Origin of the sequence: Porphyrobacter sp. AAP60 (assembly GCF_001296025.1) — a bacterium.
Classification (GTDB): Bacteria; Pseudomonadota; Alphaproteobacteria; order Sphingomonadales; family Sphingomonadaceae; genus Erythrobacter.
In genome coordinates this window covers 108,824-132,859 of the sequence record NZ_LJHV01000023.1, presented here as the reverse complement: position 1 = coordinate 132,859, position 24,036 = coordinate 108,824, and the positions used below count along the sequence as shown (strand labels likewise).

19 protein-coding genes are annotated in these 24,036 nt (G+C 63.5%); 8 read left to right on the top strand and 11 right to left on the bottom strand.

The window, feature by feature from the left end; translation table 11 throughout:
• Positions 1–125: 125 nt before the first annotated feature.
• From IP79_RS13840 to IP79_RS13825, 4 genes are all read left to right on the top strand, one after another.
• Complete coding sequence (locus IP79_RS13840; protein WP_054119878.1) at positions 126–1,388, top strand: threonine ammonia-lyase; 1,263 nt, start codon at positions 126–128, stop codon at positions 1,386–1,388.
• A 209-nt stretch (positions 1,389–1,597) separates the two neighbouring features.
• Positions 1,598–2,443 (top strand): arginyltransferase, encoded by an 846-nt coding sequence (locus IP79_RS13835; protein WP_054119877.1) that lies wholly within the window; start codon positions 1,598–1,600, stop codon positions 2,441–2,443.
• Positions 2,412–4,721 (top strand): autotransporter assembly complex protein TamA, encoded by a 2,310-nt coding sequence (locus IP79_RS13830; protein ID WP_156318347.1) that lies wholly within the window; start codon positions 2,412–2,414, stop codon positions 4,719–4,721. The genes IP79_RS13835 and IP79_RS13830 overlap by 32 nt, the downstream gene beginning before the upstream one ends.
• The gene (locus tag IP79_RS13825; protein WP_054119875.1) at positions 4,721–8,953 is read left to right on the top strand and encodes a translocation/assembly module TamB domain-containing protein; all 4,233 of its coding nucleotides are present in this window, start codon (positions 4,721–4,723) and stop codon (positions 8,951–8,953) included. The genes IP79_RS13830 and IP79_RS13825 overlap by 1 nt, the downstream gene beginning before the upstream one ends.
• A 3-nt stretch (positions 8,954–8,956) precedes the next feature.
• Here IP79_RS13825 and IP79_RS13820 read toward each other — a convergent pair whose 3' ends face one another.
• The gene (locus IP79_RS13820; protein WP_082337230.1) at positions 8,957–9,535 is read right to left on the bottom strand and encodes a lysozyme; all 579 of its coding nucleotides are present in this window, start codon (positions 9,533–9,535) and stop codon (positions 8,957–8,959) included.
• A gap of 204 nt (positions 9,536–9,739) precedes the next feature.
• Between IP79_RS13820 and IP79_RS13815 the strand changes: the two genes are divergently transcribed.
• Both IP79_RS13815 and IP79_RS13810 read left to right on the top strand, forming a co-directional pair.
• Entirely contained in the window at positions 9,740–9,964 is a 225-nt protein-coding gene (locus IP79_RS13815; protein WP_197273831.1) for a helix-turn-helix transcriptional regulator, read from the top strand.
• Complete coding sequence (locus IP79_RS13810) at positions 9,961–10,629, top strand: hypothetical protein (protein ID WP_054119874.1); 669 nt, start codon at positions 9,961–9,963, stop codon at positions 10,627–10,629. Before IP79_RS13815 ends, IP79_RS13810 begins: the two co-directional genes overlap by 4 nt.
• A gap of 79 nt (positions 10,630–10,708) precedes the next feature.
• Here IP79_RS13810 and IP79_RS13805 read toward each other — a convergent pair whose 3' ends face one another.
• The 7 genes from IP79_RS13805 to IP79_RS13775 form a co-directional block, all read right to left on the bottom strand.
• Positions 10,709–13,876 (bottom strand): autotransporter domain-containing protein, encoded by a 3,168-nt coding sequence (locus tag IP79_RS13805; RefSeq protein WP_156318346.1) that lies wholly within the window; start codon positions 13,874–13,876, stop codon positions 10,709–10,711.
• Positions 13,877–14,062: 186 nt separating this feature from the next.
• Positions 14,063–15,022, bottom strand: coding sequence for a calcium/sodium antiporter (locus IP79_RS13800; RefSeq protein WP_054119872.1), 960 nt, complete (start codon positions 15,020–15,022; stop codon positions 14,063–14,065).
• A 208-nt stretch (positions 15,023–15,230) separates the two neighbouring features.
• Positions 15,231–16,640, bottom strand: coding sequence for a type I glutamate--ammonia ligase (glnA, locus tag IP79_RS13795; protein ID WP_054119871.1), 1,410 nt, complete (start codon positions 16,638–16,640; stop codon positions 15,231–15,233).
• A 68-nt stretch (positions 16,641–16,708) separates the two neighbouring features.
• A complete protein-coding gene (locus IP79_RS13790) occupies positions 16,709–17,047 on the bottom strand; it encodes a P-II family nitrogen regulator (RefSeq protein ID WP_054119870.1) in 339 nt (112 codons plus the stop codon).
• Positions 17,048–17,266: 219 nt separating this feature from the next.
• Positions 17,267–18,193, bottom strand: a complete 927-nt coding sequence (gene argC / locus IP79_RS13785) for an N-acetyl-gamma-glutamyl-phosphate reductase (RefSeq protein ID WP_054119869.1) — start codon at positions 18,191–18,193, stop codon at positions 17,267–17,269.
• 3 nt (positions 18,194–18,196) lie between these two features.
• Positions 18,197–18,559 carry a hypothetical protein gene (locus tag IP79_RS13780; RefSeq protein ID WP_054119868.1) on the bottom strand — a complete coding sequence of 121 codons (363 nt, stop codon included), beginning with the start codon at positions 18,557–18,559 and terminating at the stop codon, positions 18,197–18,199.
• A gap of 114 nt (positions 18,560–18,673) precedes the next feature.
• The gene (locus IP79_RS13775) at positions 18,674–20,059 is read right to left on the bottom strand and encodes a leucyl aminopeptidase family protein (protein ID WP_054119867.1); all 1,386 of its coding nucleotides are present in this window, start codon (positions 20,057–20,059) and stop codon (positions 18,674–18,676) included.
• A gap of 63 nt (positions 20,060–20,122) precedes the next feature.
• Between IP79_RS13775 and IP79_RS13770 the strand changes: the two genes are divergently transcribed.
• On the top strand, positions 20,123–21,073 hold the full coding sequence (locus IP79_RS13770; RefSeq protein WP_197273830.1) for a PdaC/SigV domain-containing protein: 951 nt from the start codon (positions 20,123–20,125) through the stop codon (positions 21,071–21,073).
• Positions 21,074–21,105: 32 nt separating this feature from the next.
• Positions 21,106–21,933 (top strand): type I methionyl aminopeptidase, encoded by an 828-nt coding sequence (gene map / locus IP79_RS13765; protein ID WP_054119865.1) that lies wholly within the window; start codon positions 21,106–21,108, stop codon positions 21,931–21,933.
• A 116-nt stretch (positions 21,934–22,049) separates the two neighbouring features.
• Here map and IP79_RS13760 read toward each other — a convergent pair whose 3' ends face one another.
• From IP79_RS13760 to ccmA, 3 genes are read right to left on the bottom strand one after another with little or no spacing between them, the layout of a single operon-like run.
• Complete coding sequence (locus tag IP79_RS13760; RefSeq protein ID WP_233994226.1) at positions 22,050–22,712, bottom strand: hypothetical protein; 663 nt, start codon at positions 22,710–22,712, stop codon at positions 22,050–22,052.
• Entirely contained in the window at positions 22,712–23,362 is a 651-nt protein-coding gene (locus tag IP79_RS13755) for a heme exporter protein CcmB (protein WP_054119863.1), read from the bottom strand. The genes IP79_RS13760 and IP79_RS13755 overlap by 1 nt, the downstream gene beginning before the upstream one ends.
• On the bottom strand, positions 23,359–23,964 hold the full coding sequence (gene ccmA / locus IP79_RS13750) for a heme ABC exporter ATP-binding protein CcmA (RefSeq protein WP_054119862.1): 606 nt from the start codon (positions 23,962–23,964) through the stop codon (positions 23,359–23,361). The genes IP79_RS13755 and ccmA overlap by 4 nt, the downstream gene beginning before the upstream one ends.
• Positions 23,965–24,036: the final 72 nt, after the last annotated feature.

Below are 24,036 nucleotides of genomic sequence, written 5' to 3'. Positions count from 1 at the left end.
GCGTGCAAGAACAGTTGGCAGCGGTGCCTATCGCCTTCGCGCGCGCTTGCCAACGCCCCCGCCGATGCGAAATCCGCAAGCGAGCGATTGCCCTTGTGCGCCCAAGCCTCTAATCGCCGCTCACCATGTCATCCCAGCCGCTAACCGCCAGCCCCAAAGGTGCCGCCGCCACGCCGGCTGACCTGACCCTCGATACCGTACGCGCCGCTGCTGCGCGCATTGCAGGTTCGGTGGTCAATACGCCGATGATGCATTCGATCACGCTGTCGGAAATTACCGGCGCGGATATCTGGCTGAAGTTCGAAAACCTGCAATTCACCGCGGCCTATAAAGAACGCGGCGCGCTGAATGCGCTGCTGCTGCTGAATGACGAACAGCGCGCCCGCGGCGTGATTGCGGCTTCGGCGGGTAACCATTCGCAGGGCCTTTCCTACCACGGCACCCGGCTTGGCGTGCCGGTGACCATCGTCATGCCGCGCACCACCCCCACGGTGAAGGTGATGCAGACCGAAAGCGTCGGCGGGAAAGTGGTGCTGGAGGGCGAGACTTTTGATGAAGCCTATGCTTTCGCCCGCAAGCTGGAAATCGAACTGGGGCTGACTTTCGTGCACCCCTTCGATGATCCCGATGTGGCGGCGGGCGCGGGAACCGTTGCGCTGGAAATGCTGGAGGTGATGCCCGATCTCGATTGCATCGTTACGCCGATTGGCGGCGGCGGTCTGATTTCGGGGATGGCAACGGTCGCCAAGGCGCTGAACCCGGATATCGAAGTCGTCGGTGTGCAGGCGGGGCTGTTCCCCAGCATGTTCGACCGGATCAAGGGCGCAAACCTACCGTGCGGCGGAGACACGCTGGCTGAAGGCATTGCGGTCAAACAGCCGGGTGATTTCACCGCGAAAGTGATCGCCGAACGGGTCGATGATATCCTGCTGGTGGATGAACCCGCGCTGGAAAAAGCGGTGGCGCTGCTGCTCCAGATCGAAAAGACCGTGGTCGAAGGCGCAGGCGCCGCGGGACTGGCGGCGGTGCTGGGAAATCCCAAGCGGTTCAAGGGCAAAACCATCGGTCTGGCGCTGTGCGGCGGCAATATCGACACGCGCCTGCTGGCCAATGTGCTGCTGCGCGACCTGGCGCGGCAGGGGCGGCTGGCGCGGCTGCGGATCACGCTTCAGGATCGCCCCGGCGCCTTGTTCAAGGTGATGCGCCTGTTTGACGAACACAACGTCAACATCATCGAAATCTATCACCAGCGCATCTTCACAACGCTGCCGGCCAAGGGCCTTATCACCGATATCGAATGCGAGGCCCGCGATGCCGAGCAGGTGGAACGGCTGGTCGAAGGCCTGCGTGCCAAGGGATATGTGGTGCAGCTGGTCGAGCTGGGCTGAAATATCGAGGGTTCCAGCGAAAGTTTCGCTGGCAACGCCTGTCTCGCTTTGACCTTGTGATGACCCACAATTGCGGTGAGCCGTGCGCTTGCCTGCATAATTCGCGCAATTTTCATGGTTAAGGGACTTTTACCGGAGCACCAGTGCAGGCATAAGATTTTCTTAAGAATTGCGCTCCGCGATTCATGCCCAGAGGATACGCCCCACCCGTGACGGCACCGATCCGCTTTCCCCGGTTCTTCGTGACCAGCCCGGCGCCGTGCCCCTACCTGCCGGGGCGAAGCGAGCGCAAGGTCTTCACCGAACTGAAGGGGCCGCATGCCGATCAGTTGAACGAAGCGCTGGGGCGCATCGGTTTTCGCCGCAGCCAGACAGTCGCCTATCGCCCTTCGTGCCTAGAATGTCAGGCATGCGTTTCGGTGCGGGTGGTGGCTGGCAAGTTCCAGCCTTCGGGCACGCAAAAGCGCGACCTGAAACGCAATGACGATCTGATCGTCAGTGAATGCCGCCCCTGGGCCACCGATGAACAATTCGAGCTGCTGGCGCGGTATCTGGGCGCGCGCCACCCCGATGGCGGCATGTCGGCGATGGACGAACTCGATTATGCCGACATGATCGAACACACGCCGGTTTCCAGTGTGGTGACCGAATATCGCGAGCCGGGGCCGAATGGTCGTCCGGGGCGGCTGGTGGGCGCCTGTCTGACCGATCGGCAGGGCGACGGGCTGTCGATGATCTATTCCTTCTACGAACCCGATGATGCCGGGCGCGTCGGGCTGGGCAATTTTATTATACTCGATCATATTCGCCGGGCCGCGGCTGAGGCATTGCCTTATGTATATCTCGGTTATTGGGTCGAAGGCAGTCCGCGAATGCAATACAAGGTTCGCTATCGTCCGCTTGAGCGGTTGACTCGGGAAGGCTGGCAGTTGATGGACCCCGCCGAACAGCACCGGTTGATCGCCGCGGCAACCGCCCCGCGTCAACCGCAGGATGCGTCGCTGGCCGGCGCGCGAGGCAAGGATGGCCAGCCTGTCAAGTTTCCGGGAAGTTGAAGCGCGCCGCTTTTTAAGGCTCGGTCTCGCAGTCACCGCAGGATTGGGTCCGGTCACGCTGGCGCTCTGCGCCGCGCCTGTTGCAGCGCAAGTTGCACCGGAAGCCGCGCCTGTGGCCGATCCCGATGCCGATCCGGTGCCGCTTGCGCCGGTCGCGCAGCCTGAAGAAGAACCGGCTGAAGTCCCGCTGACGCTGGATGATCTGATCCCGGCTGATGCCGTCACCGACCCCGACACGTGGGCAGCGCAGGGCGTTGCCGGTTCTGTCCCGGGTGCGCTGGATAGTGACCCTCTCGCAGATCCGTTCAGCGCCGATGCGGCGCTTGGTCAAACTCCCGATGTCGATGCGGTTTTTGCCGATTTCGCGGTGGATGTGCCAGACCGTCTCCCGGCCGATCCCGAACTGGAATCGCTCGCCGCGATCGAAGCGCCGATGATGGATGATCTGCCCGAACTGGCCGAAACCCGGATCGACAAGACGCTGGTGCTGGCCTTGCCCGAAGGTGAGGACGCCTTCCCTGAGCGGGATGAATTTGTCCAACGCTTCAAGGACCTGTCATCGTTGCAGGAACTGGATGACGGGGACGATTCCGTGCCGCAAATCGCCGCCAGAGCGCGGGCGGATGAAGATCTGCTCGGCGATATCCTGCGCACCTATGGTTATTACAACGGCGATGTGGTGCGTCAGCTTTCGGGTGGACGCCGCGCGCGTGACAACGGCGATGCGGATAACAGCGCCACCGAACCCAGCGTCCGCTTCGATATCCTGCCCGGTATCCGCTATAGTTTCGGCAAGGTCGATCTTGGTGCATTGCCCGCCTTGGCAGAGCCTGACGCCAGCCGCCTGATCGCCGCCTTCGGCATCAAGCCGGGTGATCCGCTTTACGCCGATCGCATTGTCGAACGCGAGATCGAACTGCGCGTGGCACTGGGCGAAAGCGGCTATCCCTTTGCTGCGGTTGAAGAACCCGAACTGCTGATTGATCACGCGCGGGCCGAAGGCGATCTGACGCTGGATGTCCAGCCGGGCGGCAAGTTCGTGTTTGGCGAGGTGGTGAGCAGCGATCCGCAGTTCCTGTCATCGCGCCATCTCGGCCGTATTGCCCGGTTCGATACCGGCGACGTCTTCCAGCAGAGCCTGGAAACCGATCTGCGCCGCGCGATCATCGCCACCGGGCTGGTGTCCAGCGTCACTGTAACCCCGCGTGAAACCCGCGCGCCGCAGGGCGACCAGCCGGGCGAAGTGGCGATGGATGTCGGATTCGAACGCGCGCCGCTTCGTACCATCGCCGGCGCCATCGGTTACGGCACCGAGGATGGCTTCAAGCTGGAAGGCCGGTGGGAACATCGCAACCTGTTCCCGCCCGAAGGCGCGCTGCGGCTGCGCGGTATCCTTGGCACGCGCGAGGCGCTCGCCAGCGTCGGTGTGCGGCGCAACAATTTCCGTGGGCGCGATCAGGTGCTGAGCGCCGATCTTTTCGCCAGCGATATCACCACGCTCGCGGTCGATTCGCGCGGTGGCGGGGTGCGAGCGACCTTCGAGAAATTGTCGACCATCCTGTTTCAGAAGCCGGTCAGCTGGCAGGTTGGCGGAGAACTGCTTTACACCGATGAACGCAACTTCAACCGCCGGGCGCGCAACCAGACCGACCTTACGCTGCCGCGCCGCGCCTTCCTGATTGGCGGGCTGTTCGGCAGTGTCACGCTTGATGCCAGCGACGATCTGCTCGATCCGACCGAAGGTTATCGCGCAACCTTGTTCGTCGCGCCGGAAGTGTCGCGTTCGGAAGAAACGCAGAGTTTCTATCTGCGCTCGCAGGCAGATGCGGCCTATTACAAGTCGATCGGCGGCTCTGTGCTGGCCGGGCGCGTGCGTGCGGCAACGATCCAGGGCGCCGGGATTGACAATATCGCCCCGTCGCGCAGGCTTTACGGCGGTGGCGGCGGGTCGGTGCGTGGCTACGGCTTCCAGGGCGTCGGCCCGCGCGACGATGATGGTAATCCGACCGGTGGTGCTTCGCTGTTGGAATTCGCGCTTGAGGCACGAATTCCGACCCCGCTGTTTGACGGTGCGCTTCAAGTGGTGCCGTTTGTAGATGCCGGATCGGTCAGTCGCGGATCGACCCCCGATTTCGACGAGATCCGCTTCGGCGCCGGGATCGGCATCCGTTACAAAACAACCTTCGGTCCGATCCGGGTCGATGTGGCCACCCCGATCAATCCGAATGAATTCGATAGCCCTGTGGTGGTCTATGTCAGCTTGGGTCAGGCATTCTGATGGCCGACACACCCGAACCCGCTGCGGAAACGCTTGCGCCTTCGTCCCGCCGCCGCTGGGGTAAGCGCCTTGGCTGGACACTGGCGTTGCTGCTGGCGCCTTTTGTGTTGATCGCAGGGTTCCTCAGCACGCCGATCGGCAAACGCGTTGTTGCCGATCAGATCGCTGCTGCGGCCCCGGCTTCGGGCCTGCGTATCAAGGTCGGCCGGATCGAAGGCGACATCTTCAACCGGGCGGTGCTGCGCGCAGTCGAGCTTAGCGATCCCAAGGGCGTGTTCCTTACCATCCCCGAGGTGCGGCTGGATTGGCGGCCACTCACCTGGCTGTGGAGCGGGCTGGATATACGCGAGGTGACGACCAAACGCGGGCGGCTGACCCGTTTGCCCGAATTGCTGCCTGGCGATCCCGATGCGCCTTTGCTGCCCGATTTCGATATCCGGGTAGACCGGTTTGTAGTGCAGGATCTGGTGATTGCTAGAGGGGTGGCGACCGATCGGGATGAAAGCGCGAACCTGACCGCCAAGATCGATATCCGGCAGGGGCGGGTGTTGATCGATGCCAATGCTCGGCTGGGGGCGGAAGACCGGATCGCGCTGTTGCTCGATGCCGAACCTGACGGCGACCGGTTTGATCTCGAAGGCGATTACCTTGCGCCTGCGGGCGGGGTGCTGGCCGGATTGGCGGGATTTGAGGCAGGCTATTCGGCGCGCATCATCGGCGACGGAACATGGAAGCGCTGGCGCGGGGCGGCGGTGGCGCGGCGTGTGAGTCCCCCTGCCGATACGGATGATCGCCCGGTTGCTGCGTTCCGGATAACCAATGATGCCGGCAAGTACGGCGTGTTGGGGCAACTGCGCGCCGGGCTGGACGATGCCACGCTGGCAGGAAGTGCCTTGGGCGAGACAACGGCGCTGGCGGCGAGCTTTACGCTGGTGGACAGTGTGATCGAAGGCCGGATTGCCGCTGTATCTTCCGCAATCGACTGGCGCAGCGCCGGTGTGGTCGATCTGGCCGACAAGAACGTTGATGGCGCACGGGTTATGCTGACCTTGCGCGATCCTGACCTGTTCGGGGAAAGCTTGCGGCTGGAGGGCGCAAAGCTCGCCGCCAATGTCAGCGGCGCGTTTGATGATCTGGCGATCCGCCACCGCATCGATGTCGCGCGGCTGGCGTCGGGAGGCGTGATTGCCAGCGGGCTGGTGCAGGAAGGCAGCGCCATCTTTGACGGTGATCGCCTGTCTTTGCCGCTTTCGGTGCGGGCGCAGCGGCTGGCGACCGGGGTGGCGCTGGCCGATCCGCGACTGGTCGATGGCACGCTGAACGGTGTGCTGGTCTATGATATCACGCGCCAGCGGCTTGAGGCCGACCGGGCGCAAATCACTTTCCCCGGCTTGAATGCCACGCTGGCCCTGCGCGGCGATATCGCCGCGGGCGCCTATGCGCTGGCTGGCCCGATCACAGCCAGCCGCCTGAAGGTTGATGGCGCTGGTGATGTGACCGCCAATGCCAAGATTCTTGCCAAGTTCGGTCCCAATGTGCCGTGGAGCCTGCGTGCCAATCTGGCTGGCGTGCTTAGCCGGATCGGCAATGCCACCATCGTCAACCTTGCGGGCGAACAGATCCGGTTCAATGGCGAATTGGGCATGGGCGCGGGCCTGCCGATTGTGCTGCGAAATACGGTGATTTCGTCGGCGCGGCTCAATGCCCGGCTCGATAGCAGGGTGGTGCCGGGCAGTGGTGGCATCCGCACGACACTGGCAGGGAGCGGACGGCAGGAGCAATATGGCCCCTTCACCTTCGATGCCGAAATCGCTGCCGATGGCCCGCGCGCGGTGCTGGTGCTGGCCGATCCATATCCGGCAGCCGGGCTGAAGGATGTGCGGGTGGCGCTGGCGCCAAGCGATCAGGGCTTCGGCCTTGATGTCGAAGGGCAATCGCTGCTGGGGCCGTTCGATGGCGCGCTGCAGCTGTTCCTGCCTGAAGACGCTCCCACCCGGATCGCGATTGACCGGCTTGAAGTCTATCGCACCAATGTTACCGGCGAGGTGGTGTTGGGCGATGCGGGCATATCGGGTGATCTGCTGCTGGCCGGCGGCGGGGTTAACGGGACCGTGAATTTCCGCCCGCAGGATAGCGGCGCGATCGGCTTTGCGGTTGATCTGGCGGCGCGCAATGCCGCCTTCGGCGGCGCGACTCCGATCACGCTGAACCGCGCCGATATTTCCGCCACCGGACGCTTTGCTGACGGCAACACGCAGATCGATGCCGATATCAGCGCTGGCGGGTTTGAATACGGCGCTTTCAGCATCGCCAACCTGAACGCCAAGGCCGCGATCAATAACGGGCGCGGCAAGGTGACCGGCGCGATTTCCGGACGGCGGGCAGATCGCTTTGCGCTCAATTTCGATGCCGATGTCGCACCGCAGCAGATTGCCGCCGTGGCGCGCGGTCAGTTCGGGACGGCGGCGATCACGATGCCGCGCCGCGCCGTGCTGACAGCGCAGGACGACGGCGGCTGGCGCCTTGCCCCCACGCAGGTCGGCTTCGGCGGTGGTTACACGATTGCCGAGGGTACCTTTGGTGGCGGCGCGACAGACCTCTCGCTCAAACTGGCACGGATGCCGCTGCGGCTGCTCGATCTGGCGGGGGCTGATCTGGGCCTTGGCGGGCGCTTGTCGGGGACAGTCGATTACAGCCAGCAAGGCCGCGCTGCGCCATCGGCCACGGCGCGGGTGCAGATTGACCGTTTCAGCCGCGCAGGGCTGGTGCTGTCGTCCAAACCGGTCAACGTGCTGGGCGTTGTCGAACTGACGCCTGATCGCCTGACTGCCGCTGGGCGCCTGCTGGAAGGCGATGCCCGGCGCGGTGATGTGTCGCTTGCCATCACCGGGCTTGGCGAGGACGGCGCGCTGACGGACCGGTTGATGGGCGGGCGGCTTGATGCCCGGCTGGCGTTTGACGGGGCGGCGGAAACATTGTGGCGGCTGGCCGCGGTCGAAGCCTTCGACCTTACCGGCCCGGTTGCCATCGCGGCGCGGGCCACCGGTACACTCGCGGCGCCGCGGATAACCGGCACAGTGGCGAGCGACGATCTCAAGCTGGAAAGCGCGCTTACCGGCACGCGGATCGAAAATATCACCGCCCGCGGGCGCTTTGCCGGATCGCGGCTGGAACTGTCGCGCTTTGCCGGAAATACGCCGGGCGGCGGCACGATTACGGGCAGCGGCACGGTTGACCTTGGCGGAATGAGCGCAACCCGCGGCCCGCAGATCGACTTGCGCGCTGCAGTGAAGAATGGCCGCGTGCTGGATGCCAACGGGCTTGAGGCGACCATCACCGGCCCGGTGCGGATCGTTTCGAGCGGGCTGGGCGGGACGATTGCCGGCAGAGTCACTATTGATCGCGCACGCTGGGCGCTGGGCACGGCGGCAGAGGATGTCGCCCTGCCGCGGATCAGCACGCGCGAAATCAATGGCGAGACCGGGCGCGGGCGCACGCAGGTTTCCGGGCGTGACAGCGCGTGGCGCTATCTTGTCAATGCATCGGCGCCGAGCCGTGTGGTGGTGGAAGGCCTGGGACTGGAGAGCGAGTGGGGCATCGATATTGCGCTGCGCGGTACCGTGGATGACCCGCGCATCGGCGGCAGCGCACGGCTGGTACGCGGCGATTACACCTTCGCGGGCACGCGGTTTGAACTGACGCGCGGGCGCATCCAGTTCGACGTGAACGAGCCGATCAATCCGCGCCTCGACGTGCTGGCTGAAACATCCAAGAACGGCACCAATGTCGATATCGCGATCACCGGCAACGCGCAGTCACCCAGCATCGAGTTTTCTTCCGACCCGGCCTTGCCGCAGGAGGAAATTCTTTCGCGGCTGCTGTTTGGCGGATCTGTAACCTCGCTTTCGGCGACCGATGCCGTGCAATTGGCCGCAGCACTGGCGGCGTTGCAGGGCGGCGAGGGCGGGCTTGATCCGATCGGCCAGCTGCGCCGCTCGATCGGGCTTGACCAGCTGCGCATCATCAGCGCCGATCCGTTGACCGGGCGCGGGACAGGCATTGCCATTGGCAAGAACATCACCCGCAGCATCTATGTGGAGCTGGTGACAGATGGGCGCGGTTACAGCGCAACCCAGGTCGAATACCGCATCACCAGCTGGCTATCGCTGCTGGGCACGGTATCGACCATCGGGCGCGACAGCGTTCTTGCGGAAGTATCGCGGGATTACTGAAGCTCAGGACAGGTAAAGCGCGGCTTCGGCAGCGCGGCGACGCACGAGACCTTTCAGCACCCGTCCGCCGGCGCGGTTCCAGCGAGAAAACTCGCGCGCGGCGCCTTCGTGATCCCCCGCGATATGCTTGGCAGTCAGGGTCGCGCGGGCAATCGCGCCAGTGTTGTAATGGAAGCTCACCAGCGCATCGAACTGCGGCTGGGAGACCGGCGCCTTGCCAAGCGCCCTGGTGACATCGGCGGCATAGCGGACAAGGTCCTGCGCCAGCCGTGCATCGCATTCGGCCTGCGTCCAGACAGTGCCTTTGGCGATGGTGCCGCCATGCACATGATCGCGGCCGGTTGCGCCCCATCCGATCGTCCAGGGATCGCCGCCGGTGCCGGGGTCGGGATAGGCTTCGACACGGCCATCGCTGCGCAGCCGCGCGGAGCCTTCGAACTGCTTGATCAGTGCAACCCCGCGCGCACTGACTGTGACAGGTGCAGCGGGAGGCACAGCAGAGGCAGGCGGCGGGGTGAGTTGGGCGTGGTTGATCAGGCGGCGGAACAGGGCAAGCAGCGGGGAAGTGGTTTGCTGGATCATGACAACGGGCCTCGGATGCGGGGTGAACGGGGCCGGATGATTAGGCACAGACCGGGTCAGTAGGAAAATGACTTTGCGGACGTTCTGACGGTGAGCATGACAAGAGTTCTTGACTGACAAGAGTTCTTTACAGTAAAGAGTTCTTGTCACCACCGAACGCCATCGCATCATGATCGCAAGCGGCGCTCGGGTGCCATTCATCGAATGACCGGTCAGGATCACGTGGAAAACCGTCTGAAGCAATATCGCGAGACGAAAGGCTGGAGCCAGGGCGAACTCGCCCGGCGGCTCGGCGTATCGCGGCAGACGATCAACGCGGTCGAGACCGACAAATACGATCCTTCGCTGCCGCTGGCGCTGCGGATGGCGCGGCTCTTCGAGGTGGCAGTGCCTGACCTGTTCATCGACCATTGGGAGCCCGACGCATGACAAGCGATACTACCCCTCCGCGCGCTTCGACCAAGTGGCGCAAACTGCTTTTCCAGTTGATGGGCGGCCTGATTTTCGGCGCGCTGGTGGGTTATGGCGCGGGCCATTGGGCTGGCGGCTATGCCGCGGCGCGTGGGCTGGAGAGTTTACCGCCTTCAGTCACGATCGCCGGGATGGTCGCGGTAATCTATATCCTGATGTCGGCGTTGGTGCTGGCGGGTTCGATCAGCCCGGCGGTTGGCGCGAAGATCCTCAATGTCGAAGATGCCGACGAAGTGCGCGAGATGCAGTCGCAATTTGTCACTTCGGGCGCCGCGATGCTGGTGTGGGGACTTGCGCTGCTGGGGCTTGCTTTGGCTGCGCCCGTGGGGCCGCTGGCGCCGCCAGTAGCTCTGACGATCGGCGCCGGGGGATTGATTATAGGGCTGGTCTTCGCCGTCAAGGGATACCGCGATGCCGATGAATTGATGCTGGCCACCCAGCTTGAGGCCGGGGCGATCACCTACGGGTTGGTGCTGGTGGTGGTGGGGGGATGGGCAATCGGCGCGCATCTCGGCTATGCCCCTGCGCCTGCGCCGCTTGATCTGCTGACCGCCTTTTATGTGCTGGTGCTGGCGGCGAGCTTTATCGCCGCAGGGCGGCGCGGGATGCTGCGACTGCGCTGATCTGCAGCACTTCACGGGCAGCAAAAAGGGCGCCCGCCGCGTGGCAGGCGCCCGCTTGTGCGGTGCTGACTGCCAAGGATCAGAAGCGCCAGGTTGCGGTGCCGCGCACCACCCGCACATCGGCGTTTTCGCGCCCGATGGTGGTATCGAAGCCTGCGCTCAGTTGCAGCGGGCCAGTGCCCAAGGTGGCGGTGACGCCCACTTCGCCCCAAGTGTGATCGGCGCGATCAAGCGCGAAGTTGGCGTAAGGGCCAATGCCTTGCGCGAAGTTTGCGGCGAGCAGTTGCGGGCCTCTTTCAAACTCCCGCACCAGTTGGGCATTGGCGTTGAGGGCGACCATCTGGCCCTTCTTTTCGTAATCGAACCCGGCCCGGCCTTGCGTGCTGGTGAATTTTTCCCGCGCAACCGTAAGGCCCAGGTTTCCGCCGGTTTCGGTCACAGCTCCCAGGTTGACGCTGGCATAGCGCGCTTCAATTCCGGGCGAGATGGTGCCGAAACTGCTTTCGAGATCGTAGGAAATGCCCACAGCGCCCGAGACCAGAAGATCATCCGTCGATGAGGTCAGGTTCTGGGTGCTGCCCAGAAACTGCACTGCGCGCCGGGTATCGAACCCGATGCTGCCCATGCTGAACTGGCCATCGATCACAGGCCCGCCATCGAACTTGTGCCGCATGGTGAGCGAGGCGGCATAGGTATCGCTGTCCACCCGCTGACCCAGCGGCGTGTCGGCTTCGAGCGCGTTGTAATAGCCCGAAAGGCCAAACATCGTGCGATCGCCGGGATAGAATTCGATCCCTCCAGCCACGAATAGGCCGGTCATGTCGCGCCGCTGGGCAAAGCCCGGCAGATCGCCGATGTCGCCAGAGACATAGCCTCCCGAAAGGAAGATGCCGACATTGTCAGGCAGGTTGGCTTCGGTCAGCGAGGTGTCGTCGCCCTGTAGCGCCATCAGATCGCTGCCGAGCGGCTGGCCGATGGGGGAAAGGCTGGCCCGCACCACATTAAGCGGAGCGCCGCTGACGGCAATCTTACCACCGGCCTGGCTTTTGTCGGCTTCGCGCAGGCGAGCGTTGTTGAAGTTTTGCAGCAGGTTGATTGTCTGGCCCGCAAGCGAACGCACTGCCTGTTCATTGACCGGGGCCAGCCCGACAAAGGTGCTGCGGATGGTATCGGCGGTGGCGAAATCCAGATCGTAAAGGTCCCCCAATGCCGCGTTGGAACGGTTCTGGTCGAACAATTGGGCGTAGGCAGCCTGCACCGGATCATTGGTGTCGATCACCGTGCTGTAGCTGGCGGCCTGAATCTCCATCTGCACCGCGTCGGGCTGATGGAAGAAGGATTGGCTGAGGATTGCGGACAAGGAACGGTTGGTGAAGACGCCCGAAACCCCATCGGTCGCGGTGAGGATGGTGTAGCGCTGGCCAAGTCCGTTCACCTGCTGGGTAACGCCGGTACCGATATTCACAACCCCGCCGACGTTGGCGAGGCCGGTGACTGCAAGGCGATCGGACAGGCCGCCGCTGCCAAGATCGACGAGGAAGGTGGTGCCCGAAGACATCACCAGATTGCCATCGATGTTGAGCGTTCGGGTGGTGCCCATCGTGCCGGGCGAGAATATGCCGGTAATGCTGGTCAGGAACGGCGCTGTGACGGTGCCGGTTCCTTCCAGCATTCCGGCAAACAGCGTGTAATCGCCTACAGAAGTGATCCCGCCATTGACGTTCACCCGCCCGCCGAACTGGGTCACGTCGATCAGCGATGTCAGATCGCCTGCCCCCGCGACAACCAGCCCGCCGTTGCCGCGCAGCGTGAGCCGGTCGATGGTGACTTGGCTGCCCAGCGTGGTGGTACCAGCTTGGCTGAGCGTGACATCGTAATAGCGCGGATCGACATTGGCTTGCGGATCGGCGCTGATGATCGGATCGACATTGTCCGGCACAAACCCGGTCGCGCCGGGCAGGCCATTGGCGAGCGACGGGGCAGGCAGCGCAGCCTCTCCGTATTGCGCCTGAACCTGTGACCGCGACCTTTCGATCATGGCTGCGGGCGGCACAAAGGTCGCGATCTCCTCACCAGTCACCAGATCGACACAGAAATCGCCAGGATTCCCGGATGCGACGCAGACCGCGCCGAAATCGCCTTCGGTTCCGTTGAGGCCCAGTTCGGGTGTCGTCGGCACGCCGTTGACCACCGCGCCATTGGTACCGATCACGCGGTAATTCGGATCTAGCAGCGTGACCCAGTGATCGGCATCTTCCCAATTGCCGTCACCAGCCGCCGCGCCCACATAACGATAGGGATTGGTTGCGGCGATATACTGCCAGTAAAGCGACAGCGGCTGGTAGAAGCTGGTCGTTCCAATCGAACTGAACGGCACGTCAAACACCCGCGATCCGCCCGATAATACGCCGATCACCAGATCTTCGGCCGAAAGGGCGTTGCTGGCCGCATCCAGAATCAGCGGCCCACCGGAATCTCCGCCAGCGGTGGTCCCTTCATTGGGCAGGGCATTATCGCGGAAAAGGTTGATGTCCTGGTCGAAATTGCGTTCCTGGGAATCGAAATCGAGCTGATACAGGTTCTGCGGCAAGAACGGGGCTGACGGGCCGGACAGCACTGCATCGCTATCATCAAGCGACGCGAAGGCGCCCAGCATGTTTTCAGCAGCGCGGCGACGGAAATCGACCCCCAGAACAGCGCCCTGGGCCGCGTTGCCGGTTGCGCCATAGCCCACGATGTTGACATGATAGCCGGTGCCAGTCACCGGATCGATGGCATTGGACGCGGGCAGCGTGCTGAACAATAATGCCCAGGTGGGGATGCCGGCAGCCGGGGTATCAAGACTGGCCAGCGCAATATCGGCTTCGATAAAGCCCAGCGCCTGCGGGTTTTGCAGCGAACGCTGATCGTAGAAAACCCGGTTGATGTTGAACACGGCCAGGTTCGGGTTGCTGGCGAAGTTGTTGGCAATCCAGTTCTGGAAGCCGGGCAGGGCATTGACGTTGAACGACCACGCGGCGGGCGTGCCATCGGCGTTATACGCCTCTTCCGGAATATCGTTCACGCAGTGTGCGGCGAACAATACGGTGCGTGGGTTGATCAGTGTGCCGGAACAGACAAAGCCATCCGCACGGAAGAACATGCCAACGCCACGAAATTCATCATTATTGTCGATGATTTCGGCCGGCGTTTTTGTTTCATTCGGTACAACGGCCTTCGCGGGCACGGCGACGACTGCGAGCGACAATGCGCAAAACGCGCTGCCTGCGAGCAAGCGGGTGCGGGGGGCTCTCGAGCTCAGGATGGAAACCTCTGATCAGGGGGAGGCAGGCTGGAGGCGAGCATGGTGATGCCAGATTAGCGACCCGAATTATTCTTACAATTCAGACGCACGTGAGGACGCCACACGGGCTCCCACCGTTGCGCAAATGCCTCACCGCACGGCAAGGAAAGCGGTGTAAGCACAGTAAAGCGCCAGCAGAACAGCGCCTTCGATGCGCGAAAGCCGCCAACCACTGCGCAATTGCACGATAAGCAGCGCCGTGACGGCCAGCAAAACCCAGATATCGATTCCGGCGATTTCGGCCGGAACTGCAATCGGGGTGATGACTGCGGTCGCACCAAGGATGCCCAGCAGGTTGTAGATGCACGAACCCACGACATTGCCGAGCGCGACATCGGCATGCTTGCGGATAACCGCGATGACGCAGGCAATCAATTCGGGCAGCGAAGTGCCGATAGCCACTACGGTGAGGCCGATCACGCTTTCCGAAACCCCCGCAGCGCTGGCCAGCACCGTGGCTCCGTCAACCAGCAACCCCGCGCCGAAAATCGCTGCTGCCAGACCCGCGACAATCATGCCGCCAAGGATGACCGGGCCGGTGTCGGCTGGAACAGGGCGGTCTTCAGCCTCGGCCTGGTGGCGGTGGCATTCATCGTCATTCGCGGCAGCCTCTGACTTGTAGGCATACCAGATATAGCCCACGAGACTGGCCAGCAGCACCGCGCCGATGACCGGGCCAATCACGCCAATCAGGATCGCGCCGGTGCACAAGACAGTGGCGCCGCCCATGGCGATGGCATCGCGTTTGAACGAGGCCGGATTGACTATCAACGGCATGATCAGCGCCGAAACGCCCAGCACCAGCAGAATATTGGCGACGTTGGATCCCACCACATTGCCCAGCGCGATGCCCGGCGAACCGGCAAGCGCGGCCTGCACGCTGGTCGCCAGTTCCGGCATCGATGTGCCGAAGCCGACAATGGTCAACCCCGCCAGCAACGGCGAGATGCCGATCCGCGTTCCCATACCAACCGCACCGCGCACCAGCAGTTCGCCGCCTATAGCCAACAGAACGAGGCCCGCGGCCACCAGCAGAATCGAATGTGTCATGAAAGCCCCTGATTGTGCGCTGCTTCTAACATGGCAGGTCGGCATTTGTGCCGTCTGATGCGGCGGCGTGCACAGAAAAACGGCCGCCCGGAATGCCGGACGGCCTGATTTTGGCTTGGATTATGCGCTGAAGGCGACCGCGCAGCGACCAAAATGTGGAGGCCGCATGAGCAAGAAAACGAGGGGCCGGGTGGCCCCTCACCTCAAATTACATGCTGTAATACATGTCGAATTCGGCCGGGCACGGCGTGGTTTCGGTGCGGATCACCTCTTCCCACTTAAGCTCGGCATAGGCTTCGATCTGATCCTTGGTGAAAACGTCACCCTTGATCAGGAAGTCGTAATCCGCCGCCAGCGAATCCAGTGCTTCGCGCAAGGAACCGCACACCGTAGGCACTTCGGCCAGTTCGGCCGGGGGCAGATCATACAGGTTCTTATCCATCGCTTCGCCCGGATGGATCTTGTTCTCGATCCCGTCGAGCCCCGCCATCAGCAGCGCCGAATAGCACAGGTAGGGGTTGGCCATGGCATCGGGGAAACGGAATTCCACGCGCTTGGCCTTGTCGCCCGAACCATAGGGAATGCGGCACGAAGCCGAACGGTTGCGCGCCGAATAGGCGAGCAGTACCGGCGCTTCGAAGCCCGGCACCAGCCGCTTGTAGCTGTTGGTGGTCGGGTTGGTGAAGGCGTTCAGCGCCTTGGCATGCTTGATCACGCCGCCGATGAAATAGAGGCACATTTCCGACAATCCGGCATATTCGTTGCCGGCAAACATCGGCTTGCCATCTTTCCAGATCGAGATGTGGGTGTGCATCCCGGAGCCGTTATCGTCCTTGATCGGCTTGGGCATGAATGTCGCGGTCTTGCCATAGGCGTGGGCGACCTGATGCACGACATACTTGTAAATCTGCATCCGGTCAGCGGTCTGCACCAGCGTGCCGAAGGTCAGCCCCAGTTCGTGCTGGGCGGCGGCGACTTCGTGGTGATGCTTGTCACAGGGAAGCCCCATTTCGAGCATGGTTGTGACCATCTCGCCGCGGATATCGACAGCGCTGTCAACCGGCGCGACGGGGAAGTAACCTCCCTTGGCCCGCGGGCGGTGGCCCATGTTGCCGCCTTCATATTCCTTCGAAGTGTTGCCCGGCAATTCGATGTCGTCGATGGCAAAGCCCGATCCGGCATAGCCATCTTCGAAACGCACATCGTCGAACATGAAGAATTCGGCTTCGGGGCCGACATAGACGGTATCACCAAGGCCGGTCGACTTCAGATAGGCTTCGGCGCGCTTGGCGGTGGTGCGCGGATCGCGGCTGTACCAATCGCCCGTCGAAGGTTCGACGATGTCGCAGTTGATGATCAGCATCGGCGAAGCGCTGAAGGGATCGATCCAGGTTTCGGTCAGATCGGGCTTCAGGATCATGTCGGATTCGTTGATGACCTTCCAGCCGGCAATCGACGAGCCGTCGAACATCAACCCGTCTTCCAGCTCATCTTCGCCCATCACGCTGGCGACCATGGTGAGGTGCTGCCACTTGCCCTTGGGATCAGTGAAGCGCAGATCGACCCACTCGATTTCCTCGTCCTTGATCAGCTTCAGGACGTCTTTTGCTTTCGACATTTGTGTAGTGCCTCCGAGGTAAATCTAGGACAACCCGCCGGTTTGGCAGGTCAGGAGAGGGTGGAAAATCAGATCGCGTCGTCGTTGGTTTCGCCGGTGCGGATGCGCAGGGCGCTTTCGATCGCGGTAACGAAAATCTTGCCGTCGCCGATTCGGCCGGTCTGCGCGGCGGCGGCAATGGCTTCGACCACGCGTTCGGCCTGATCGTCGGCCACCACGACTTCAAGCTTCACCTTGGGCAGGAAGTCGACGACATATTCGGCGCCGCGGTATAATTCGGTATGGCCCTTCTGGCGGCCGAAACCCTTGGCCTCTGTCACGGTGATGCCGGATACGCCGATTTCATGCAGCGCCTCCTTCACCTCGTCGAGTTTAAAGGGTTTGATGATCGCTTCGATCTTTTTCACGTTGTCCCCATCCGCGCCTGGCTGGATTGCTGACCAATTCTTAACAAGAATCGTGCCAAGCCTTTAGGTGGTGGCTGCGAACGATCCTTGCCGCTTGAAGACTCAAGGGTAGGGATGTCTTTCGCCGATAAGGTGCGGTTAGCAAGATTATGGTGCGCTGCGCAATGGTGCACAGCATATGATCGCAGCCTGCCTATATTTTAAGCAACGCTGCGGCGATTATAGGCGCAGGCCTGTGGTTTCGGGCAGCCCGCACATGATGTTGAGGTTCTGGATCGCCGCGCCTGATGCGCCCTTGCCGAGGTTGTCGAGCACCGCGACAAGGCGGGCGTGCCAGCCGCCGTCATTGCCGAACACGTGCAATGTCATTGCGTCGGATGGCGGTGCACTGCGTTCGAGAAGGATCTCGCTGACACCGGCACCGCGCCGGGCAGTGATGACTTCCGAGCCTTCATAAAATTCGCTGAGCGCGCCGCGCAGTTGATCGGCGGTTGGCTCGGAAGCCATCGCACCGAGGTGCAGCGGCACTTCGACCACCATGCCGCGATACGCCGGGACGACTGACGGCGCGAAGATTACGCCGTGCTTCAGCCCCGCATAGCCTTGCATTTCCGCGCGATGCTTGTGCGCCATATCGTAGCCATAGGCGCGAAACGCGGGCGCACCTTCGGCTTCGAATCGCGCAATCAGGGCGTTCCCTCCGCCCGAATACCCGCTGACCGCGTTGACGGTATAGGGCCAGTCGGCAGGCAAAAGCCCCGCGCGGACCAGCGGCGCGACCAGCGCGAGGAAGCCGGTCGGATAGCAGCCGGGATTGCTGACGAGCTGCGCATTGGCGATTGCCTCGTGCCCGATCAGCTCGGGAAAACCATAAGTCCAGCCCTCGGCCACACGGTGGGCGCTGGAAGCGTCGATGATACGGGTGCTCGAGCCTTCCGCCAACTTCACTGCCTCTTTCGCGGCATCATCCGGCAGGCACAGGATAGCGATATCGGCGGCGTGGAGTGCATCGCGGCGGGCGGTTTCGTTCTTGCGCTGGGCGTCGTCGAGCACCAGCAATTCGAACTCGCCACGCCCCTGCAAACGCTCGCGGATTTCGAGACCGGTGGTGCCAGCCGCACCGTCAATGAACAGGCGGATCGCCACGGCTCAGGCGCTTTGCGGAGCGAGTTCGCTCGCCCGGCACCAGCCAGACGGGCCGGCCGGGCCGGAGCAGCCCCACGCCCATTCGCCCGCTACATCAAGCAGTTCGAACCGGCTGGCGGCATCGAGGCTCGCAAACACCTCGCTGTCATCGCGCGGGGCGAGCCTGAGGCCCGCGCCGTCATCGCCCACGGTGCGCAGATGCGGGATCACGTAGTGGGCCGCCAGATGTGTGCCGGCGAGGGCGATATGCGCCAGATCACCGCGCAGCGGCAGGGTGCCGGGCACAGGCTTTTCGACCGGGCCTTTCAGACCCAGCACGCCGTGCGGCACCGCATATTCCGTTCCCTCGCGCACAGCGCCGCTCATCTACGTTCCGTCAATCCGTGTTGGTGTGACCGCGCCTTCCCCCGCCGCGGTGTGGCAGGCCCGTTAGCGGCAAGTCGCCCCGGGAGCAAGTTTACGCCCATTTACGCCCATCGATCACTGGCCATACCGCGCGCGGATGGCGTGCCACGATGCCCGCAGTCCCATGCCCCGCCCGCCGCGCGAGCGGCCCGGACGCGGGGCGACGTTCCACGCGAAGGTATCGAAATGCACCCAGTCGATCCCCTCTCCCACGAACCGATCGAGGAACAATCCGGCGACGCTGGCGCCCGCAAAGGGGTTGCTTGCCGAATTGACCATGTCGGCAATATCCGAGGAAAGATACTCGCGGTAGGCCTCGTGCAGGGGCAGCCGCCAGGCGGCATCGTCATTCGTCTTGGCTGCGGCCAGAAATGCCTCTGCCGTATCATCCTGCCGCGCCATCATCGCGGGCAGATCGGGGCCGAGCGCCACCCGCGCTGCACCGGTCAGCGTGGCGAAATCGACGATCAGATCGGGGTTTTCCTCCGAAGCGCGGGTCAGCGCGTCGCCAAGGATCAAGCGCCCTTCGGCATCGGTATTGTCGATTTCGACGGTGAGCCCCTTGCGGCTTTTGAGGACATCGCCGGGGCGGAAGGCACCGCCCGAAATGGCGTTCTCCACCGCCGGGATCAGCAGGTGCAACCGCACCTTCAGCCGCGCTCCCATCACCAGTCCGGCCAGCGCCAGCGCGTGGCCTGCGCCGCCCATGTCTTTCTTCATCAGCCGCATCCCGGCGCCCGGCTTGATGTTGAGCCCGCCGCTGTCGAAGCACACCCCTTTGCCGACCACCGCCAGTACCGGATGCGCCGGATCGCCCCAGGTGAGGTGCAGCAGGCGCGGGGCATGGTGACGGGCGGCGGCCCGGCCCACCGCGTGGATCATCGGATAGCCCTGTTCCAGCGCATCGCCGCGCACCACGGCCAGTTCGGCCTTGTGCGCCTTGGCCAGCCTTTCGCACTCGGCCTCCAGCGCGGCGGGGCCCATGTCTTCGGCGGGGGTGTTGACCAGATCGCGCACCAGACATTCGGCCTCGGCCTCGGCGGTGTAGCCATCGATCTGCCCGGCCTGCGCGGTCAGCAGCACCCTTGCGCCGGCCGGCTTGTCATCGCTTTTGTAGCGGGCGAAACGGTATTGCCCGGTGATCCACCCGAACATGGCCGGGCCTGCGTCCCCGGTGGCAAGGCGATAGGTGCCTTCGGGCAGTTCTTCCGCAAGCTTGGCGAGGCACCAGCTCGACAGGCTTTCGGGGTTGGCCACGCCCCCCACGGCAAACCATGTTTCCCCGTCTGGCACGATCCCGACCTGATAGCCGCCGCCTTCGAATTTCTGCCCGGCAAGGCTGGCGCGCTGGCCTGCGGTGAGGGTTTTGGCGAAGGCTTCGAGACCGTCCTTGTTCACCAGATGGATGGCAATTGCGTCTTGCCCACGATCGGGCTGGATCAGTGCTTTAGGTTTGCTCATGCCTGTTCCATAATCGCCGCGCCGCGATTGTCACCAGCAGATTCGGACAGGAGGGAAAGGCCGATGACCACCGCAATGTTTCACGTGAAACACTGGCCCAGCGCAGGCAAGCGGGGGTCTAAGCGGGGTCAAGACGGGTCTAGAGGGGGTCTGGACGGGGCAAGCCGGGGCCTGAAGACCGCTGGTCTGGCCTTTTGCGCCGCCATGCTGGCCGCCTGTTCATCACCCGAAGATGTGGCCGACAAGACCGGGGTAGGAAAGGCGACTGCCACCGCTTCGGCCGGCGGTAATGCCGCCGCTACCGCTAGCGCTGCCGCCGCCGCCGAGCAGGCTGCCGGGGCGGTCGCGTTCGAGGACAATTCCAGCAAGGACGAGGCGGTGCGCGAATTCGCCTATAGCTGGCCTGCGCAGGTTTCCGCCGTGCCCGAACTGGTCGGACGCCTGACTGGTGAACGCGATACGCTGCTGGCCGATCAAAAGGCAGAATGGAACGAAGCGATCCGCGAATTTGCAGGGCAGGACTGCGTTTCCTGCGTCAATCGCGGGTTCGAAAAATCGTGGCAGGTGGTTGCCGATCTGCCGCGTTACCTGTCGCTCTCCGCCGATTTCTACGTCTACACCGGCGGCGCGCATGGCAATTCCGCCCATGATGCGCTGGTGTGGGACCGCGAGGCCAAGGCCGCTTTCGATCCCAAGGCCATGTTCACCTCTCCCGCAGCCTTGCAGACTGCGCTGGGCGATGCGTGGTGCAAGGCGCTGAAGGTGGAACGCATGAAGCGCATGGGCGATGATTATTCGGACGACGGGTTCTTCCAGTGCCCGCCGATTGCCGATCTCACCGTGCTGCCGGGATCATCGAACAAGCAGACCTTCAACCGCATCGGCCTGCTGGCTGCGCCATATGTCGCGGGTTCCTATGCCGAGGGCACTTACGAAGTGACGCTGCCGGTCACCGCTGCGGTGCTGAAGGCGGTGAAGCCCGAATACAAAGCCGCTTTTGCAGCAGCAAAGTAGCTTTTTGCCTCGCGCATCGCTATGTGAGTGCGATGCACGATTATCAACTCGTTGACGGCGATCAGACCGTCTACCGCGATGGCTCCATCAAGTTGCATGGGCCGGATGGCTTTGCCGCGATGCGCAAGGCGGGGGCGCTGGCCGCGCAAATCCTCGATGCCTGCGCCGATCTGGTGAAGCCCGGCGTCACCACCGGCAGCATTGATGATGCCGTACGCGGGATGATGCTGGATGCGGGCGCCGTGCCCGCAACGCTGGGCTATCGCGGCTATGCGCACTCTTCCTGCATCTCGATCAACCATGTGATCTGCCACGGCATTCCGGGTGACAAGGTGCTGAAGGATGGCGACATCCTCAATATCGATGTGACCCCGCTGGTGGATGGCTGGCACGGCGATACCAGCCGGATGTTCTTCGCGGGCGAACCGACGCTGAAGGCGCGGCGGCTGGTCGAGGTGACCTATGAATGCCTGATGCTCGGCATCGCGGCCGCGCAGCCCGGCGCGCGGCTGGGCGATATCGGCGCTGCGATTGAAGCCTACGCCAACCAGTTCCGTTACGGGGTGGTGCGCGAGTTCTGCGGCCACGGCCTCGGCCGCCTGTTCCACGACGCGCCCGAAGTCGTCCACGCCGCCAAGGCCGGGACGGGGCCTGAGCTGAAGCCGGGGATGTTTTTCACCATCGAGCCGATGATCAACCTCGGCAAGCCGTGGGCGAAAGTGCTGGGCGACGGCTGGACAGCGGTGACGCGGGACAAGAGCCTGTCGGCGCAGTTCGAGCATTCGATTGCGATTACGGAAACGGGCAACGAGATCTTCACCAAGAGCCCGACAGGCAGGGATTGCCCGCCTTACGTGTAAGCCTCGTCATTGCGAGGAGCCGAAGGCGACGCGGCAATCCATGGTCTGCCGTTGCGTCTGGCTGCGAGCTCAAGCCATGGATTGGTTGGCCTGCGGTTCGCAATGACGGGCGGTGACTAAAGAAACCACACCGCCAACACCCCAACCATCACCACTACCACCGCCACCGAAAATCCCAACATCGCCAGCGTGGGCCGCGTCACGCGCCCATGCAGCACCCAGTCATACGCCACCGCAATCGCAATCGTGATCGGCGGCTGCACACCAATCGCGACCGGATCGGGCAGGCCCAGAACCTGCACCACGCGGGCATAGGCGGGGGTCATCAGCGCGAGCGTCGCGATCAGCATGGCTTGGCGGTGTGCGGCGATGTCGCGGCGGCGGGCGAAATGCAGCGCGGCGAAATAGAGCGGGATGAAAGTGACGAAAGCCGCGATATTCACCACCGTTACCTCCGGCCGGCCCAGTTCCTGCCCGATCCGCCACGCAATCACCGCCCCGCTCACCAGCATTGCCCCCACCAGCGCAATCGAGGCGCGGCCCGTCGCCCGGTGCGCTGCCAGTTTGAAGCGCGCGGCTGCGAAGGCCTGGATCGCCAGCAGCGCGAGCCAGGCGATCATGCTGACCGCATGGAACACCACAATCGGGGTGTAGCGCACGTGAACCTGCGGGTGCGCCGCCGCCTTCAGCGCGAAGGCGAACAGCGTGAAGGCCAGCAGCCCCAGCGCGATGTTGCCCATCAATGTGTTGGCGCGAACGTGGCTTTCTGGCGCTCTCACTAGTTCTCCCTTGCCGCCCGGATTGCGGCGCCTGCGGCAAACGGAGCGATTGCCACCAGCGCGAGGCTTATGGCTGCAACGAACCCGAGGCTGACTTGATCCTGACGGGCGAGCGCGCCGGCTCCGAAAATGAGGATCGGCAGGGCAAGCGGGATCAGCAGCAGGCCCGAAAGCGCTGCGCCTGCGCGCAAGGATGCAGTGAGCGCGGCGATCATCAATCCGATTGCCGCGAGGCCCGGCGTGCCCGCCAGCAGGCCGAGGATCAGGATCTGGAACGTCTCGCCTTCAATCTTCAGCAGCGCGGCAGCGGGAAAGGTCGCCAGCACCAGCGGCGGGCCGAAGCTGAGCCAGTGGGCGACAAGGCGCACTGCCATCATCGCTTCTTCCGCCATCCCGCGCAGCTTCAACTGGTCGAAAAAGCCGAGGTCAATGTCCCGCGCCACCAGCTTTTCCAGCGGCAGGATCGCTGCCAGCAGCGCCGCGATCCACACCACGCCGCCGCCAGTTTTTGCCAGCAGATTGGCATCCGGCCCGACCGCGAAGGGAAACAGCATCGCCACTGCTACGAAGAACACCACGGGAAGTGCGGCACCGCTTCCCGTGAACGGGAAAAATTGTGCCAGATCGCGGCGGAGCAGGGCGGCGATCATGCGTCCTCTCCTGTCGGGGCGAAATCCTCGATCGCGAAGGCGGTCATGCCCGGCACGTCGAGCGGCTGGTGCGAGGCGATCAGCGCGATTCCGCCGCCCGCGCAATGTTCGCGCACCAGTTCGCTGACCAGGCCCTGCGACGCGCTGTCGAGGCCGGAAAGCGGCTCGTCGAGCAGCCAGATCGACGCTTGCTGTCCCATCAACCGGGCGAGGGCGGTGCGTTTTTTCTGGCCGGTGGAAAGGTAGCGCACCGGCACTTCGGCCAGCGGATCGAGCCGCAGCCGCGCCATGATCTCGTCAGCGCCAGCCACCCTGTCGATTCCGAACCAGAATGCCAGCGCCTTATCGAGCGGCAGGTCGGGATCGAGCCCGGTGCGTTCATCGAGCAATCCCAGCGCGCCAGTGCGACGCACTTCGCCTGCATAGGGCGTTGTCAGTCCGGCCACAGCGCGGATCAGCGTGGTCTTGCCCGCGCCGTTCGCGCCCGTGACATGGCACGCCGCGCCTGCCTCCAGCGCAAAGGACAGGCGCCGGAACAGCAGCCGGTCGCCCCGGCGGCAGGCAAGGTTTTCAGCGATGAGGGACGGCGAGGGCGCTTGCATTGGCCGTCAGCGTTAGGGAAAAGGGGCCCGGCAAACAAGCGACGCAAACAAGCGACCCCTCACAGGAGCCCC